The sequence below is a fragment of the Pseudosulfitobacter koreensis genome, from assembly GCF_024733015.1.
GTDB classification, from domain to species: Bacteria; Pseudomonadota; Alphaproteobacteria; order Rhodobacterales; family Rhodobacteraceae; genus Pseudosulfitobacter; species Pseudosulfitobacter koreensis.
Genome location: NZ_JANKJG010000011.1, coordinates 48,161 through 64,316, shown reverse-complemented (window position 1 = coordinate 64,316; position 16,156 = coordinate 48,161). Strand labels below are relative to the sequence as shown.

The window sequence follows — 16,156 nt, the reverse complement described above, 5'->3', positions numbered from 1 at the left end:
TGGATTTACCAAATGGTCAAAAACACGCGCCGCAGAGCGCGAGGGGGGATGATATGGCAGCACCAGGGGAAAACCTGCGGATCGACGGGCAAAGGCTGTGGGACAGCCTGATGGACATGGCCAAGATCGGCCCCGGTGTCGCGGGCGGCAACAACCGCCAGACGCTGACCGATGCCGATGCCGAAGGCCGCGCACTGTTCCAGTCGTGGTGCGAGGCTGCGGGCTGCACGATGGGTCTGGACCAGATGGGCAACATGTTTGCCGAACGCGCGGGCACCGACCCCGACGCGCTGCCGGTCTATGTCGGCTCGCATCTCGACACGCAGCCCACGGGCGGCAAGTATGACGGCGTGCTGGGCGTGCTGGGCGGGCTGGAAATCCTGCGCACGCTGAACGATCTGGACGTGAAGACCAAACATCCGATCGTCGTGACCAACTTTACCAACGAGGAAGGCACCCGCTTTGCCCCCGCGATGCTGTCGTCGGGCGTGTTCGCGGGCATCCACACGCAGGACTGGGCCTATGCCAAGACCGACGCGGGCGGAAAGACCTTCGGCGACGAACTCGCGCGCATCGGCTGGCGCGGGGATGAGGAAGTGGGCGCACGCAAGATGCATGCGTTTTTCGAGCTGCACATCGAACAGGGCCCCATTCTGGAGGCCGAGGGCAAGGATATCGGCGTCGTCACCCATGGTCAGGGCCTGTCGTGGACCCAGGTGACCGTGACCGGCAAGGACGCCCACACCGGATCGACGCCGATGCCGATGCGCCGCAACGCGGGCCTCGGCATGGCACGGATACTGGAAAAGGTCGACGAGATCGCCTGGAGCCACGCGCCCCATGCGGTGGGGGCTGCAGGGCACATCGACGTCTACCCCAATTCGCGCAACGTGATCCCCGGCAAGGTGGTCTTTACCGTCGACTTCCGCTCGCCGGACCTTGCGGTGATCGAGGACATGGAAGCCCGGCTGAAGGTCGAGGCGCAGAAGATCTGTGACGACATGGAGCTTGAGGTCGCCTTCGAAAAGGTCGGAGGATTCGATCCCGTGGCCTTCGACGAGACCTGCGTGAGTGCCGTGCGCAATGCCGCCGAGCGTTTGGGGTACAGCCACATGAACCTGATTTCGGGCGCCGGTCACGACGCCTGCTGGGTCAACCGCGTGGCGCCCACGGCGATGGTGATGTGCCCCTGCGTCGATGGGCTGAGCCACAACGAGGCCGAGGAAATTTCGAAGGAATGGGCCACGGCAGGCGCAGAAGTGCTGTTGCACGCGGTGGTCGAGACGGCACAGATTGTCGGATAAGGGGTGTGCCGCGATGATCGACCCGGACCTGAGCATCGCGGACCGCATCGGCCTGCTGGTTCAGGCCGAGGTGGACGAAGCACCGGTGGAGACGTCCAAAGACCGCGCGTATCTGGCGGCGTTTCAGGCGGCGCTGGTGCGGCCCTTTGCGACGACGGTGAACTTTTCCGGCGGGCTGACGCAGACCTGCTGGACCGTGACGCGCACCGATGGTGACTATAGGGTGATCTACATGCCGCGCGCAGGGTATTTCGCGCTCTGTGTCGAAAGCGACTTCGGGCCGCTGGACATCGGCGTGCATGGGCCCGCGATGGCGTGTTACGCCAGTGTGTAAGACGGGGCGCTGCCCCGGACCCCGGGATATTCAAGGCCAAGAGAAACTGGCCACACAAATGAGACGACAGGGAGAGACGACATGAGCAAGGTGATCAAGGGCGGTATGGTCTGCACGGCGGACCGGACGTGGAAAGCGGACGTGCTGATCGAGGGCGAGAAGATCGTGCGCATCGGCGAGGATCTGGTGGGCGACGAATACATCGACGCCGAGGGAGCCTATGTGATCCCCGGCGGGATCGACCCGCACACGCATCTTGAGATGCCGTTCATGGGCACCACCGCCGCCGAGACCTTCGAGACAGGCACCTGGGCCGCCGCTGTCGGCGGGACCACGATGATCGTGGATTTCTGCCTGCCGGGCGCCGATGGCAGCATCAAGAACGCGATCAACGAATGGCACCGCAAGAGCGCGCCGCAGATCTGTTCGGACATCGGCTATCACATGGCGATCACCGGCTGGAACGAGAACGTCTTTGACGAGATGAAGGACGCCGTGGATATGGGCGTGAACTCGTTCAAGCATTTCATGGCCTACAAGGGCGCGCTGATGATCGAGGACGACGAGATGTTCGCGTCGTTCAAACGCTGTGCCGAGCTGGGCGCGCTGCCGATGGTCCATGCCGAGAACGGCGATCTGGTGGCCGAGTTGCAGCAGAAGTATTTCGATCAGGGGATCACCGGGCCGGAAGGTCACGCCTATTCCCGTCCGCCCGAGCTGGAGGGCGAGGCCGCCAACCGCGCGATCACCATTGCCGACACCGCCGGCGTGCCGCTTTATATCGTGCACGTGTCGTGCGAGCAGACCCACGAGGCGATCCGCCGGGCGCGGCAGAAGGGGATGCGGGTCTATGGCGAGCCGCTGATCCAGTTCCTGACGCTGGACGAGGGCGAGTATTTCAACAAGGACTGGGACCACGCCGCGCGCCGCGTGATGTCGCCGCCGTTCCGCAACAAGCAGCACCAGGACAGCCTCTGGGCCGGTCTGCAGGCGGGATCGTTGCAGGTGGTGGCAACTGATCATGCCGCATTCTCGACCGAGCAGAAGCGCGCGGGGCGCAATGATTTCCGGATCATTCCCAACGGCTCGAACGGTTTGGAGGAACGTCTGGCGGTGCTGTGGACCGAAGGCGTCGAGACGGGGCGTCTGACACCCAACGAATTTGTCGCGGCAACCTCGACCAACGTGGCGAAGATCCTGAACATCTATCCGCAGAAGGGCGCGATCGTCGAAGGCGCGGATGCGGATATCGTCGTCTGGGACCCAAAGATCACCAAGACGATCAGCCCGGCCAACCACCATTCGATCCTTGATTACAACGTCTTCGAGGGCTTCGAGGTCACCGCGCAAAGCCGCTATACCCTCAGCCGGGGCGAAGTGATCTGGGCCTGGGGGCAGAACAGCCAGCCGCAGCCGGGACGGGGCAAGTTCGTGCCGCGCCCTGCCTTTGCCGCCCCCAACGTCGCGCTGTCGAAGTACAAGGAGCTGACCAGCCCCAAGATGATCAAGCGCGATCCGATGAACATTCCGGCGGGGATTTGATTACGTGGCAATGACCGACTTAAAAGATGGGGGCCTGAAAGACGCGGGCAATCCTGCTGTAACTGGCGGAGCCGTTATCTCGGCCAAGGATCTCGACCTGACGTTTCAGACCAACGACGGCCCGGTGCACGCTCTGAAGGGCGTGTCGCTGGACATCGAAAAGGGCGATTTTGTCAGCTTCATCGGCCCTTCGGGCTGTGGCAAGACGACGTTCCTGCGCTGCATGGCCGATCTGGAACAGCCCACGGGCGGCAGCATCACCGTCAACGGTGTAAGTGCTGCCGAAGCGCGGGCGGCACGGGCTTACGGCTATGTGTTCCAGGCGGCGGGCCTCTATCCGTGGCGCACCATCGGGGGCAACATCAGCCTGCCGCTGGAGATCATGGGATATTCCAAGACCGAACAGCGCGCGCGCGTGGCGCGGGTGCTGGAACTGGTCGAACTGGCGGGCTTCGAGAACAAGTTTCCCTGGCAGCTGTCGGGCGGCATGCAGCAACGGGCGTCGATTGCCCGTGCGCTGGGCTTTGACGCCGACATCCTGCTGATGGACGAGCCGTTCGGGGCGCTGGACGAGATCGTGCGCGACCACCTGAACGAGCAGTTGCTGAAGCTCTGGGCGCGCACCGAAAAGACCATCGCCTTCGTCACCCACTCGATCCCCGAGGCGGTGTACCTGAGCACCAAGATCGTGGTCATGAGCCCGCGTCCGGGGCGGATCACCGATGTGATCGACAGCCCCTTGCCCAAGGATCGCCCGCTGGACATCCGCGAGACGCCGGAGTTCCTGGAGGTCGCGCACCGGGTGCGCGAAGGCTTGCGCGCGGGGCATGGCGATGACTGATGCGCGCACCTGCGGGGGCCGTTCCTGATGCGGTCGATCATTCCCGTCCTGACCGTTGTCGCGGCCATCATGGCGCTGTGGTACGCCGCCGCCGTGCCGATGAATGCGCCCTGGGCCTATGACGTGGCCAAACGGGCCGATATCGAACTGACGTTCACCGATCTTGTCGCCGCAACCTGGAGCCAGGACAAACCCAAGCTGCCCGCGCCGCATCAGGTGGGGGTCGAACTGTGGGAAACCACGGTGCAGAAGAACATCACCTCGAAACGCTCGCTGGTCTATCATGCGTGGATCACGCTGAGTGCGACGCTGCTGGGCTTTGGCATGGGCACGGTGCTGGGGATCATGCTGGCGGTCGGCATCGTCTATAACCGCGTGATGGACATGAGCGTGATGCCTTGGGTGATCGCATCGCAGACCATTCCCATTCTGGCGCTGGCGCCGATGATCATCGTGGTTCTGAACGCGGTGGGCATCTCGGGACTGCTGCCCAAGGCGGTGATCAGCATGTACCTGTCGTTCTTCCCGGTGGTCGTCGGCATGGTCAAGGGGCTGCGCAGCCCCGAGGTGATGCAGCTGGACCAGATGCACACATGGAACGCCAGTGCGTCGCAGACCTTCTGGAAACTTCGTCTGCCTGCGTCGATGCCCTATCTGTTCACCTCGCTCAAGGTGGCGATGGCCGCATCGCTGGTCGGTGCCATCGTGGGTGAATTGCCGACAGGGGCGATTTCGGGTCTGGGCGCGCGCCTGCTGGCAGGCAGCTACTATGGCCAGACCATCCAGATCTGGAGCGCGCTGGTCATGGCCGCGGCGCTGGCCGCCGTCATGGTGGCGCTGATCGGGCTGATCCAGCGGATCGTGCTGAAACGGATGGGGATGGCGACATGACGGCTGCGGTGCAAACGAAACGGCCCGCCTGGATGGGCTGGGCGCTGGTGGCGCTGGCCTTTGCGATGGCGGCGGCGCTGGATCTGCGGCTGGTGCCGGTGCTGGCCATCTGGGTCGGCGGCTGGGTCGTCAACGCCCTGATCGCGCAGCGCAGTGCGGCGCGCTGGGGCGGCTACATCATCCCGGTGATCTTCGGCGTCACGCTGTTGTTGATGTGGGAGGTCGGCGAGCGCCTGTTCGAGATTTCCGACGTGCTGCTGCCCGCCCCCTCCGAGATCGCAGCGCGGTTCTGGCTGTCGCGCGACATCCTGTGGGTCGACTTCGTGCAGACCGTCATCAAGGGCGCGCTTTCGGGCTTTGTCATGGGCTGCGGCGCCGCGTTCCTGCTGGCGGTGGTCATCGACCGCTTTCCGTTCCTGCAACTGGGGCTGCTGCCGGTGGGCAACTTTGTCGCCGCCCTGCCCATCGTCGGCATGGCCCCGATCCTGGTGATGTGGTTCGGCTTCGACTGGCAGTCGAAGGCTGCCGTGGTGGTCGTGATGGTGTTCTTTCCGATGCTGGTGAACACCGTGCAGGGCCTGCAATCCAGCGATGCGATGCAGCGCGACCTGATGCGCACCTATGCGGCAGGCTATTGGCAGACGCTGCTGAAACTGCGCCTGCCCGCCGCGATGCCGTTCATCTTCAACGGGCTCAAGATCGCCTCGACGCTGGCGCTGATCGGGGCCATCGTGGCGGAATTCTTCGGCTCGCCGATCAAGGGCATGGGCTTTCGCATCTCGACGTCGGTGGGGCAACTGGCACTTGACCTGGTCTGGGCCGAAATTGTCGTGGCCGCGACCGTCGGTTCTGCCTTTTATGGCGGCATTGCGCTGCTGGAACGCGTCGTGACTTTCTGGCACCCTTCACAAAGGGGCCGGACATGAAAATAATAAGACCAAGAAACCAACAACAAGACCAACAAGGAGTGATCAAGATGAAGACATATACATTTGCCGCGGCGACCGCCGCGATGGGCATGATGGGCACGGGCGTGATGGCCGCCGATGATGTCACGCTGCAACTCAAGTGGGTCACGCAGGCCCAGTTCGCGGGCTACTACGTGGCGCTCGACAAGGGCTTCTACGAGGAAGAAGACCTGAACGTGACGATCAAGCCCGGTGGCCCCGACATCGCTCCCGTGCAGGTGCTGCTGGGTGGCGGTGCCGACGTGATGGTCGACTGGCTGCCCTCGGCCCTGGCCGCACGTGAAAAGGGCGCGCCGATCGTGAACATCGCGCAGCCGTTCAACAAATCCGGCCTGATGTTGACCTGCCTGAAGGAACACAACATCAACGCGCCCGAGGACTTCCCCGGTCACACGCTGGGCACATGGTTCTTCGGCAACGAAATCCCGCTGCTCAGCTGGATGGGCAAACTGGGCTATGAAACCGACGGCTCCGAGGGTGGCGTGACCATCCAGAAGATCAACTTCAACGTCGATCCGCTGCTGCAAAAGCAGGTCGAATGCGCGACGACCATGACCTACAATGAATACTGGCAGGTCATCGACGCAGGGCTGACGCCCGACGATCTGGTGGTCTTCAAATACGAGGACGAAGGCATCTCGACGCTGGAAGACGGTCTTTACACCACCGAGGAAAATCTGGCCGACCCCGAGATGACCGACAAGCTGGTGCGCTTCGTGCGCGCGTCGATGAAGGGCTGGAAATACGCCGAGGAAAATCCCGATGAGGCTGCGGAAATCGTTCTGGAAAACGACCAGACCGGCGCGCAGACCGAAAAGCACCAAAAACGGATGATGGGTGAAATCGCGAAGCTGACCGCAGGCGGCGATGGCACGCTGGACGAGGCGGCCTTTGACCGCAGCGCCGAAATCACGATGGAAGGTGGCATGATCACCAAGGCCCCCGAAGGTGCCTGGACCCACGACATCACCGACAAGGCGCTGAACTGATCCAGCCTCCGTTCTAAAGCCAAAGGGCCGGCGCGTTGCGTCGGCCCTTTTTTCGTGTGGCAAGGTCAGGGAAAGGGCGGGCCCTCAGCCGTGCTTGCTGTCAACCATCCCCGCATCCACCAGCAATCTGGTCAGACGTTTCGCGGCATCCGCATCCTCGACCGTGTCGGCGTCGGTGATCTGATCGACGCAATACTCTTCGAGCAACTGGCGCACGTTTTCCTCTGCCGTGACGGGGGCCGCCGTCGGTGCGGGACCTGTCGGTGCGTGATCGTCCGACAACTCATAAGCCCGCTGCGCAGATACGAAGATGTTGCCCTCGATCCCGGCAAAGGCCCGGATCTTGTTGATCCGCTCGTCGGTGCAATCCAGCAGCGCCGCCATCGCCGAAACCTTGCCCATCGGTTTGGTCGATCCGACATAGCCATAAGGCGCGCAGTCCGAGCGTTTCAGAACGCGGTTCATCACCGGATCAATCACCGTGACGATGTCGGAAATGCCCGAGTTCTTTGCATATTCCAGCGATGCGGCCATCAACTCGCAGGTGGCGTAGCCGACCGAATTGCGGGAATTGCCCCGATCCAGAACCTCGGTATCCACGCAAAACCGCGTTGATTCCCACAAGGTCGCGCTGCGCAGCGGCGGCTCTCCGTCGAGAATGTCGTGAAACACGTCCGACAGCATGTGCGGCCCCGTCGTCTGCAACGCGCGCACGCAGGACACGACATTTCCTGCGTCGTTCAGTCCGATGACATAAGCCGGGTCAAGCGCATCGAACTGGTCGATCTCCTTGCCGTCAATAATGTCCACATCCCAGCCCAATCGCTGACCGAACACCCGCGCACGCAATGCAAACATTTCGTCGAGGAGGCGGTTGTAGCGATGCCGGTTAAGGCCGTCGATTACAATGATCATGATTTTCTCCGCTACTAAATTGCTGTGGAGAGCATCAGATTTTTAAGTGTTAACTGCTATACGGGGAATCCCGTAGGGTCCGCACCGCTCCGTCAGGGCTAACTCGGGTGGATCAGACCCAGGCCAATGGCACGCCCGACGGCCTGCGGCGTGGTCAGCGCGCCCAGCTTTGATCGCCCCGACCGCAGGTGCACTTCAACCGTCCGGTTCGAAATCGACAGGATGTCGCCCACGTCCTGCTGGCTTTTGCCGGCGGCGATCCATTGCAGGATTTCCAGCTCGCGCGCCGACAGGCTGGGGTGATTCAGCTTGCGGTTCAGCGAATGCGACTGGATCACGTTGTCATGCAGGTGCACGGCGGCGGTTTGCAATCCGCCCAGGATCTTGGATTTCAGCAGTCCCCACTCGCGGTCGGAACAGTTGCGCGTGACGCTGAACAGACCGACATCGCCATAGGGGCCGCGCACCGGCACGGTCAGGCCCTGTTCGGAAATGCCGTGGTCGCTGGCGGCGCGGAATATGTCCTGAAACGTGCTTTCGCCGCGCAGGCGCTGCCAATCGACAGGTGCGATGCTGCGGCTGGCCAGAAGCAGCGCAGGGTCGCGGTGCTGGAACCCTTCGCTGACGTAGCGCGTCTGCCATTCATCGGGGTAGTTCACAAAGCCGTGTATGGTCTGCGCAATCGGGTCCATCCCCGCATAGGCCGCGAAATCCAGTTCATGTTCTTCGCACACGGAATCCAGAAACGAACGCAGGTTGTTCCCCGGAAACGGCAGATTGCTAAGATCAATAACGGACAAAACGTCCCTTTCCCGGCGCGATCTAAAAATTTTGTGCAAAATGCTTGCGTCAGATATCTCTGGAGGGAACTCGTTAACGCAACACGGGGGCAGAATACCCTGTTTGCGCGCACTGGGAAAGTCCGTTTCGGTCCCTCTTTGTCCCTCTGCCGCCCTGACCGGGTGAAAACGCCCGCGTCAGAGCACCGTGACAACCGTTCCGATGGGCACACGCTCGTAGAGGTCGATGGCATGGGCGTTCAGCATCCGGATGCAGCCGTTGCTGACCGACCGCCCGATGCTTTCGGGTTCGGTGGTGCCGTGGATGCGGAAATACGTGTCCACGCCGTTCTGGAACAGATAGAGCGCCCGCGCCCCCAGCGGGTTCGACGGACCACCGGGCTGGACATAATCATTGTCGATGAAACGCTCGTAACTCTCGGGGCTGCGCTCGATCATCTCGTCGGTCGGGCGCCATGTGGGCCACTCCTTCTTGACGGCGATGGTCGCGGTGCCGGTAAATTCCAGCCCCGCCTTGCCCACGCCGACGCCATAGCGGATCGCGGTGCGCGGCTCTGTCACCCAATAGAGGTAGTAGCTGCGCGGCAGGATCAAAAGCTGACCGGGCAGGAAATCCTTCTTGATGTTCACATATTGCGGGGTCGGATCAAACACGACCTCTTGCGCGATGGCCGGTGTCGCAAGCTGGCTTGCCAAGGGCGCAGCGAGGGCTGAGGCGATGAACGAACGGCGGTGCATGGCAGGCTCCTGATCTGAAAACGCGTGTGTTCATTAACACTTGTCCGTTTCCACAGGGATTTCAAGAGCGGCAGCCGCGTCACCCATACTGCCCCGTATCGGAAGACGTATCGCAATACGTATCGGGGCAGGGCACGCCGCAGCGCACCCTGTCCTTGTTTTGTCGTCTTAACGCGCGAACTTCTTGTGTTTCAGGCGTTTCGGCTCAAGCGCGTCGGCACCCAGACGGCGTTTCTTGTCTTCTTCGTAGTCCTCGAAGTTGCCCTCGAACCACTCCACATGCGCCTCGCCTTCAAAGGCAAGGATGTGCGTGCAGATCCGGTCGAGGAAGAAACGGTCGTGGCTGATGACCACGACACAGCCGCCGAATTCCACCAGCGCATCTTCGAGCGCGCGCAGGGTTTCCACGTCCAGGTCGTTGGTCGGTTCATCCAGCAGCAGAACGTTGCCGCCCTCTTTCAGCAGCCGCGCCATGTGCACCCGGTTGCGTTCACCGCCCGACAGCAGGCCGACTTTCTTCTGCTGATCGCCCCCCTTGAAGTTGAACGACGAGCAATAGGCGCGGCTGTTCACTTCCGCGTTGCCAAGCGCGATCAACTCGGCCCCGCCCGAGATTGCCTGCCAGACGTTGTCGTCGGCATTCAGATCGTCGCGCGACTGGTCAACATACGAAAGCTCGACCGTGTCACCGAACTCGATCTCGCCCGCGTCGGGCTTTTCCTGACCGGTCAACATCTTGAACAGCGTCGACTTGCCCGCGCCGTTGGGGCCGATCACACCGACGATGCCACCGGGCGGCAGCGAGAAATCCAGCCCGTCGATCAGTTGCTTGTCGCCCATGTGTTTCTTCAGACCGCTGACGTCGATCACCTTGTTGCCCAGACGCGGGCCGTTGGGGATGACGATCTGGGCATAGGCCAGCTTTTCGCGCTCGGTGGTTTCCAGCAGGTCGTTGTACGAGCTGATCCGCGCCTTGGACTTGGCCTGACGCGCCTTGGCACCCTGCCGCATCCACTGCAATTCGCGCTCCAGCGTCTTTTGCTTGGACTTGTCCTCGCGCGCTTCCTGCGCAAGCCGCTTGGCCTTCTGTTCCAGCCATGCGGAATAGTTGCCCTCGTAGGGGTTGCCGCGGCCACGGTCCAGTTCCAGAATCCAGCTGGTGATGTCGTCCAGGAAATACCGGTCGTGGGTGACGATCAGGATCGTGCCCTTGTAGTTGATCAGGTGCTGTTGCAGCCAGGCGATGGTTTCCGCATCGAGGTGGTTGGTCGGCTCGTCCAACAGCAGCATGTCGGGCGCTTCCAGCAGCAGCTTGCACAGCGCGACGCGGCGGGCTTCACCGCCCGACAGATCCGCGATGCGCGCGTCGTCGGGGGGACAGCGCAGCGCCTCCATCGACACGTCGATCTGGCTGTCCAGATCCCACAGGTTCTCGGCGTCGATCTGGTCCTGCAGGGCGGCCATCTCGTCGGCGGTCTCGTCCGAATAGTTCATCGCCAGCTCGTTGTAACGGTCCAGCTTGGCCTTCTTGCCTGCGACGCCCAGCATCACGTTTTCACGCACACTCAGGGACTCGTCCAGTTTCGGCTCCTGCGGCAGATACCCCACGCGCGCGCCTTCGGCGGCCCAGGCCTCGCCGGTGAAATCCTTGTCCATGCCCGCCATGATCTTCAGCAGCGTGGATTTACCCGCGCCGTTGACACCCACGACGCCGATCTTGACGCCGGGCAGAAAGTTCAGGTGGATGTTCTCGAAAAGCTTCTTGCCGCCCGGATAGGCCTTGGAGACTCCGGACATGTGGTAAACGTACTGATAGGCCGCCATTGGACGCTCCTTGCCGATGCGTGAATTTGTCTGGTGTCTTAGGCTGCGGCGCGTGACTTGGCAAACAGGTTTGATGCGCGGGGGCCGCCCTTTCGGCCTTTCTGGCCCTTTATTTCAAGGCGCAAGCCAGACTTCCAGCAGATTGGGCCGTGCGATCAGCCCCGCCTCTGAAAAGTCGTTCACCAGAACCTCGGCTCCGTCCAGTTTCTCCGACAGATCGCGGGCCAGCCATCGCGCGTTCTCGGCATAGTCGGCGCTGTAGTATCTGACTTGGGTTTTCGACGGTCCGCGCGCAACTTCTTCGCCGCCCTTATCTTCCCCCGCGACGTTCCAACCGGCTTCGGCAAGATCGTTTGCGATATCGCGCGATGTGGCGCGGGTGACGGGGGGCGTGAATTGCATGTGGACCAGTGGCGGAGTGGCTGCGGTCCCGCCGACGATCACGGGTTCTTCAATCGGAGCCGTCGTGTCGCTGGCGACATCGGGCAAAATAAGCGTCTCGACAGGCTCGGGCGCGTTCGACGTCACCAGGAAACTGTTGCCGTGCTCGCCGCTTTCAAAGCGCGCCTTGCACACGTGCGGCGGCTCTTGAAAAATGGTCCGCCAGCAGGGCGGCGAGGGCGTGCGCCCCGTCATTTGCAGCACACTGTCGAAGGCGCAGAACAGAATCAGCCCCAGGACCACGACGAACATCCAGCCCATCACGGTTTTCATCAGCGGGTTGGACACCACAAAGGTCAGCACCGTCGCGATCAGTCCAAAGCCAAGAATGTAGGTCGCCAGCGTGATGACGTTCTGCCCACTCCCGACCCAACTGACCGCAACAGCCCCGGCGGCGACAACGCCAAGGCCCGTCATGATCAGGATCGTGCCGCTGCGGTTGATCTTGAGAAGGGATTGCAGAAATTCTATCGGGGTCATTGAAAAAGGTCCTTGGGTCGAATGAATGACGTAAGGGTAATGCAATTTAGACGGGAAGCGTTAATGGTTTTTGCGCAAGGCAGCGGGGCGCACGCATGCACCTGATGGCGGATTTGCTGGCGCGGCACGCGCAACCCGGTCGTGTGGACTGGATCGGCGTGCGCCCGGAACGGCGCGCGGCGGTGGTCTCCCTGCCGCAGGTTCAGGTCGAGATGGCCGGTCTGGACGGCGACCGCGCGCGGGCGGGAAAGCGGGCGGTGACGCTGATCCAGGCCGAACATCTGCCGGTGATCGCGGGGCTTCTGGGCGGGCCAGAGGTGACGCCCGAAGCCTTGCGGCGCAACATCCTCATCTCCGGCATCAACCTCGGCGCGCTCAAGGGGCGCGATATCGCCGTGGGCGATGCGGTCCTGCGGCTGACCGTCATCTGCGCGCCATGCAGCCGGATGGAGGAAACCTTCGGCCCCGGCGGCTACAACGCGGTGCGCGGACACGGCGGCTGGTGTGCCGAAGTGGTCACGCCGGGGCTGGTCCGCCTGGGCGACGCGGTGCGCGTGGTTGATTGACGCCGCACTCTGGGGCAACAAGCGATGATGAACAGCGCACGCCCCTTTGCCACGACCGGCCAGACCATCGGGCTGTTGGGCGGATCATTCGATCCGGCCCACGCAGGTCACGTGCACATCACCCGCGAGGCGTTGAAACGGTTCGATCTCGACGCGGTGTGGTGGCTGGTCAGCCCCGGCAACCCGCTCAAGGCCAAGGGGCCCGCCCCGCTGGACAAACGCATGGCGCAAGCGCAGCACCTGATGCAGCACCCGCGCGTGACGGTCACCGATATCGAGGATGCGCTGGGCACGCGCTATACCGCGCAGACGCTCAAGGCGTTGCAGGCGCGCTATCGCGGTGTGCGCTTCGTCTGGCTGATGGGCGCGGACAATCTGGCGCAGCTGCATCTCTGGCAGGACTGGCGCTGGATCGTGGCCAATGTGCCCATCGGCGTGGTGGCCCGTCCGGGTGACACGATCTCGGCCCGGATGAGCCCGGCGGCCCGGCTCTTTGCACCCTACCGCATCGCGGGGCGGCATTCGCATCAGCTGGGGCATGCGGACGCGCCCGCGTGGTGCTTCGTCAACGTGCCGATGGTGGCGCAATCGTCCAGCGCGATCCGCGCGGCGGGCGGCTGGTCAGCAGCGTGAATCAGCGGCGCAGCCGCGCCGACACCACACCCGCGCCCACGATCAGCGCCAGCCCGACCCATGTCAGCGCATCGGGCAGGGCACCGAATATTGCCCAGCCCAGCCCGACCGCCGCCAGCAGCTGAAAATAGACCAGCGGTGCCAGCTTGGTCGCCGGCGCGATCCGGTTGGCGTAAAGCAGCAGCAGATTGCCCAGCATCGACCCCGCGGCACTCAGCAGCGTCAGACCCGCGACCGCAGCCGTGGCAGGCGGCAGATTGGCAAGGCCAAAGGGCAACAATGCCAGCGCCGCAATCGAAAACTGCGTGAACGCCAGCGCGACGGGCGACCCAAGGCCCGCCAGCCAGCGCGACGCGGTCAGGAACATGCCGTAGAACGTGCCCGCAGCCACCGCCCAGATCAGCCCGGCACCGCCGCCAAAGCCAGGCCGCACCACGATCAGCACGCCGACAAACCCCAGCGCGATCAGTGCCACGCGCAGTCCGGTCACCCGCTCACGCAGCACCAGCGCCCCCAGCGCAAAGCTGATCAGCGGGCCGATGAAGAAGGCGGCAAAGACGTCTGCCACCGCTTCGGTCCGCAGCGCCATCTGGATGCAGGTGATGCCCGCCGCCAGGATCAGCGCCCGCAGCCAGATCCGCCAGTTTCGCAGCAGACCAAAGGCGCTGCGCGGCGCAAAGGGCGCGATCATCACGGCGGCCAGGAAAAACCGCGAGGACGCGACCCACAGCGGCGACGCACCATGACCCGACGTCAGCAGCTTGCCCGCGCTGTCTCCCAATGGGATCAACGACATGGCGACAAACATGATCAGCGCGGCGCGGTGCATGATGCGCAGCTATCACGCAGTTTCGGGGTTGGGAATGGACCACGTTTCTGTGACCGCAAACCCTCTGATTGCGGCTTGTCCATCCATTCGGACCAAGGTTATTCTGGCGTCCATGTCCTATCAGATTTCCAGACGTTTCTTTCTGTCCGCAAGTGCGGCGTCCCTCGCCACGGGGGCCGTTGCCGACGCGCCCAAGACCTCCCTGCTGCCGCGTCTGCGCGGCGAGGGATTCCGCAAGAAGGCCGTCGCAGGCCCCGAGGTCATCGTGGCCGACGCCAATCTCGGCGGGCAGGTCTGCTATACCGTCGCCGACGCCAAGACCGGCCTGCGGCTCGAGGGGATGAACCCGCAGACCGGCACGCCCCCTGCCAGCACCGCCAAGGCGATCACCGCGCTCTATGCGATGGACGTGCTGGGCGGCGATCACCGTTTCGAGACGCAGGTGGTGGCGACGGGATCGGTGACCGACGGTGTGGTCTCGGGCGATCTGGTGTTGCTGGGCGGCAGCGATCCCAGCCTCGATACCAACGCGCTCGCCAAACTGGCGGCTGACGTCAAGGCGGCAGGCATCCGCGAGGTGCGCGGCGGGCTGGTGATCTATGACGGCGGCTCGGCCAACGTGACCACGATCGACCCGGACCAGCCGGCGCATGTGGGCTACAGCCCCGCCGTCTCGGGCATCGCGCTGAACTACAACCGCGTGCATTTCGAATGGAAACGCAGCGGCGGCGATTACGCGGTGACGATGGACGCGCGGTCGGACAAGTACCGCCCCGATGTAGTCGTGGCGCAGATGCGCGTCGAGGATCGCTCCGGCCCTGTCTACACCTATGCCGACATGAACGGACGCGACGACTGGACCGTTGCGCGGGGTGCGCTGGGCTCGGGTGGCGCGCGCTGGCTGCCGGTGCGCAAACCGGCACTTTATGCAGGCGATGTGTTCCACACGATGCTGCGGGCGCAGGGGATCAAGCTGTCCGCGCCCAAGGTGACATCGACCCGGCCATCGGGGCAGGTGCTGGCCCGACATTTCAGCGACGACCTGCGCGCGCTGGTCAAGGATATGCTGCTCTATTCCACCAACCTGACCGCCGAAATGGTCGGACTGGCCGCCACCATCAAACGCGGGCAGGCACCCCAGACGCTGAAGCAGTCGGCGGCAGAAATGAACGCTTGGGCGCGGCAGACGCTGGGCGTCGAGGGGCTGGCGCTGGTGGATCATTCCGGCCTGAGCGAAGACAGCATGGTCACGGCGGACGCGATGGTCGAGGCGCTGGTAAAGGTACACGGCGACGACAACCTGCGCCCGCTGCTCAAGGAAATCCCCCTGCGCGATGCGAAGGGGCGCCCGATCTCGTCCGGGCCGGTCACGGTTCAGGCCAAGACCGGCACGCTGAATTTCGTGTCGGGGCTGGCGGGCTATATCTCGGCCAATGACGGCACCGTCATGGCCTTCGCGATCTTCGCCGCCGACGAGGACCGCCGCGCCAAGCTGACCAAGGCGCAGCGCGAACGCCCCGAGGGCGCACGCTGGTACAACGGACGCGCCAAGAACATGCAGCAAGAGCTGATCGAGCGCTGGGGCACGCTCTACAGCAGCTAAGTCACAGCGTCAGGTGCCGGGCGCGCGCGCCACGCTCGATCGCGGCGGCGTGCAGCCGGTCGAGGTTCAGCTCATAGCGGATTTCTTCCAGCAGACGCAGCTCGCTTTCGTTCAGATGCGCGTTCGACGCGGCCACGTCGCAGGCCAGCGCATAGGCAGTCTCGAACAGCCGTTCGGGCAGGGCCTCGCGCACCAGCCCGAACAGCGCGTCCAGCCCGTCTTCCTGGTCGAACAGGTCAAACACCACCTGACTGACGGTCGACAGACGGTCGACGTCATAGCCTGCAAAAACCGGCAGCGTGTTGATGGCGGTGTTGATCTTCAGCAGCTCGGTGGTTTCCATTTCGGAATCCGACGCAGAAACCGCGATCATGACGGCGACCAGCGCATCCTGCTCGGTCATTGACGTTTGGGTGTCTTGGGGCACGGGGCGCGGTCCTTTGGTCTGCGTGTTGCAG

General features: G+C 63.4%; 17 protein-coding genes. 10 read left to right on the top strand and 7 right to left on the bottom strand.

What is annotated here, in order from left to right:
• Positions 1–53 precede the first annotated feature (53 nt).
• The 7 genes from NTA49_RS14170 to NTA49_RS14140 all read left to right on the top strand — a co-directional run bounded on the left by NTA49_RS14170 (position 54) and on the right by NTA49_RS14140 (position 6,869).
• Complete coding sequence (locus tag NTA49_RS14170) at positions 54–1,304, top strand: Zn-dependent hydrolase (protein WP_258295453.1); 1,251 nt, start codon at positions 54–56, stop codon at positions 1,302–1,304.
• 13 nt (positions 1,305–1,317) lie between these two features.
• Positions 1,318–1,638, top strand: a complete 321-nt coding sequence (locus NTA49_RS14165) for a hypothetical protein (RefSeq protein WP_258295452.1) — start codon at positions 1,318–1,320, stop codon at positions 1,636–1,638.
• Between the two features lie 81 nt (positions 1,639–1,719).
• Positions 1,720–3,180 (top strand): dihydropyrimidinase, encoded by a 1,461-nt coding sequence (gene hydA, locus NTA49_RS14160; RefSeq protein ID WP_258295451.1) that lies wholly within the window; start codon positions 1,720–1,722, stop codon positions 3,178–3,180.
• Positions 3,181–3,190: 10 nt separating this feature from the next.
• Positions 3,191–4,021 (top strand): ABC transporter ATP-binding protein, encoded by an 831-nt coding sequence (locus tag NTA49_RS14155; protein ID WP_258295450.1) that lies wholly within the window; start codon positions 3,191–3,193, stop codon positions 4,019–4,021.
• Positions 4,022–4,048: 27 nt separating this feature from the next.
• Positions 4,049–4,912, top strand: coding sequence for an ABC transporter permease (locus NTA49_RS14150; RefSeq protein ID WP_258295449.1), 864 nt, complete (start codon positions 4,049–4,051; stop codon positions 4,910–4,912).
• 65 nt (positions 4,913–4,977) lie between these two features.
• Positions 4,978–5,838: an ABC transporter permease gene (locus tag NTA49_RS14145; protein WP_261368344.1), complete on the top strand. Its 861-nt coding sequence runs from the start codon at positions 4,978–4,980 to the stop codon at positions 5,836–5,838.
• A gap of 50 nt (positions 5,839–5,888) precedes the next feature.
• On the top strand, positions 5,889–6,869 hold the full coding sequence (locus NTA49_RS14140) for an ABC transporter substrate-binding protein (RefSeq protein ID WP_258295447.1): 981 nt from the start codon (positions 5,889–5,891) through the stop codon (positions 6,867–6,869).
• Between the two features lie 84 nt (positions 6,870–6,953).
• Here NTA49_RS14140 and NTA49_RS14135 read toward each other — a convergent pair whose 3' ends face one another.
• From NTA49_RS14135 to NTA49_RS14115, 5 genes are all read right to left on the bottom strand, one after another.
• Positions 6,954–7,784 (bottom strand): acyl-homoserine-lactone synthase, encoded by an 831-nt coding sequence (locus NTA49_RS14135; protein ID WP_258295446.1) that lies wholly within the window; start codon positions 7,782–7,784, stop codon positions 6,954–6,956.
• Between the two features lie 98 nt (positions 7,785–7,882).
• Positions 7,883–8,584: a LuxR family transcriptional regulator gene (locus tag NTA49_RS14130; protein ID WP_258295445.1), complete on the bottom strand. Its 702-nt coding sequence runs from the start codon at positions 8,582–8,584 to the stop codon at positions 7,883–7,885.
• A 177-nt stretch (positions 8,585–8,761) separates the two neighbouring features.
• Positions 8,762–9,322, bottom strand: a complete 561-nt coding sequence (locus NTA49_RS14125; RefSeq protein ID WP_258295444.1) for a L,D-transpeptidase — start codon at positions 9,320–9,322, stop codon at positions 8,762–8,764.
• A gap of 168 nt (positions 9,323–9,490) precedes the next feature.
• Positions 9,491–11,146, bottom strand: coding sequence for an energy-dependent translational throttle protein EttA (ettA, locus tag NTA49_RS14120; RefSeq protein ID WP_258295443.1), 1,656 nt, complete (start codon positions 11,144–11,146; stop codon positions 9,491–9,493).
• Between the two features lie 114 nt (positions 11,147–11,260).
• Entirely contained in the window at positions 11,261–12,067 is an 807-nt protein-coding gene (locus tag NTA49_RS14115; protein WP_258295442.1) for a hypothetical protein, read from the bottom strand.
• 95 nt (positions 12,068–12,162) lie between these two features.
• Here NTA49_RS14115 and NTA49_RS14110 point away from each other — a divergent pair, with 95 nt between their 5' ends.
• On the top strand, positions 12,163–12,633 hold the full coding sequence (locus tag NTA49_RS14110) for an MOSC domain-containing protein (RefSeq protein ID WP_261368332.1): 471 nt from the start codon (positions 12,163–12,165) through the stop codon (positions 12,631–12,633).
• Positions 12,634–12,660: 27 nt separating this feature from the next.
• The gene (locus NTA49_RS14105; RefSeq protein WP_258295440.1) at positions 12,661–13,266 is read left to right on the top strand and encodes a nicotinate-nucleotide adenylyltransferase; all 606 of its coding nucleotides are present in this window, start codon (positions 12,661–12,663) and stop codon (positions 13,264–13,266) included.
• Between the two features lies 1 nt (position 13,267).
• Here NTA49_RS14105 and NTA49_RS14100 read toward each other — a convergent pair whose 3' ends face one another.
• Positions 13,268–14,095, bottom strand: a complete 828-nt coding sequence (locus NTA49_RS14100; protein WP_258295439.1) for a DMT family transporter — start codon at positions 14,093–14,095, stop codon at positions 13,268–13,270.
• 112 nt (positions 14,096–14,207) lie between these two features.
• Here NTA49_RS14100 and dacB point away from each other — a divergent pair, with 112 nt between their 5' ends.
• Positions 14,208–15,698 carry a D-alanyl-D-alanine carboxypeptidase/D-alanyl-D-alanine endopeptidase gene (gene dacB / locus NTA49_RS14095; protein WP_258295438.1) on the top strand — a complete coding sequence of 497 codons (1,491 nt, stop codon included), beginning with the start codon at positions 14,208–14,210 and terminating at the stop codon, positions 15,696–15,698.
• Position 15,699: 1 nt separating this feature from the next.
• Here the strand turns inward: dacB and NTA49_RS14090 are convergent, their stop codons facing one another.
• Positions 15,700–16,101: a tellurite resistance TerB family protein gene (locus NTA49_RS14090; protein WP_261368342.1), complete on the bottom strand. Its 402-nt coding sequence runs from the start codon at positions 16,099–16,101 to the stop codon at positions 15,700–15,702.
• Between the last annotated feature and the right edge of the window lie 55 nt (positions 16,102–16,156).

Coding starts and splice junctions, on each gene's coding strand:
- NTA49_RS14170 (WP_258295453.1), top strand. CDS start 54: ATGGCAGCACCAGGGGAAAACCTGCGGATCGACGGGCAAAGGCTGTGG.
- NTA49_RS14165 (WP_258295452.1), top strand. CDS start 1,318: ATGATCGACCCGGACCTGAGCATCGCGGACCGCATCGGCCTGCTGGTT.
- hydA (WP_258295451.1), top strand. CDS start 1,720: ATGAGCAAGGTGATCAAGGGCGGTATGGTCTGCACGGCGGACCGGACG.
- NTA49_RS14155 (WP_258295450.1), top strand. CDS start 3,191: ATGACCGACTTAAAAGATGGGGGCCTGAAAGACGCGGGCAATCCTGCT.
- NTA49_RS14150 (WP_258295449.1), top strand. CDS start 4,049: ATGCGGTCGATCATTCCCGTCCTGACCGTTGTCGCGGCCATCATGGCG.
- NTA49_RS14145 (WP_261368344.1), top strand. CDS start 4,978: ATGGCGGCGGCGCTGGATCTGCGGCTGGTGCCGGTGCTGGCCATCTGG.
- NTA49_RS14140 (WP_258295447.1), top strand. CDS start 5,889: ATGAAGACATATACATTTGCCGCGGCGACCGCCGCGATGGGCATGATG.
- NTA49_RS14135 (WP_258295446.1), bottom strand. CDS start 7,784: ATGATCATTGTAATCGACGGCCTTAACCGGCATCGCTACAACCGCCTC.
- NTA49_RS14125 (WP_258295444.1), bottom strand. CDS start 9,322: ATGCACCGCCGTTCGTTCATCGCCTCAGCCCTCGCTGCGCCCTTGGCA.
- ettA (WP_258295443.1), bottom strand. CDS start 11,146: ATGGCGGCCTATCAGTACGTTTACCACATGTCCGGAGTCTCCAAGGCC.
- NTA49_RS14115 (WP_258295442.1), bottom strand. CDS start 12,067: ATGACCCCGATAGAATTTCTGCAATCCCTTCTCAAGATCAACCGCAGC.
- NTA49_RS14110 (WP_261368332.1), top strand. CDS start 12,163: ATGCACCTGATGGCGGATTTGCTGGCGCGGCACGCGCAACCCGGTCGT.
- NTA49_RS14105 (WP_258295440.1), top strand. CDS start 12,661: ATGAACAGCGCACGCCCCTTTGCCACGACCGGCCAGACCATCGGGCTG.
- NTA49_RS14100 (WP_258295439.1), bottom strand. CDS start 14,095: ATGCACCGCGCCGCGCTGATCATGTTTGTCGCCATGTCGTTGATCCCA.
- dacB (WP_258295438.1), top strand. CDS start 14,208: ATGTCCTATCAGATTTCCAGACGTTTCTTTCTGTCCGCAAGTGCGGCG.
- NTA49_RS14090 (WP_261368342.1), bottom strand. CDS start 16,101: ATGACCGAGCAGGATGCGCTGGTCGCCGTCATGATCGCGGTTTCTGCG.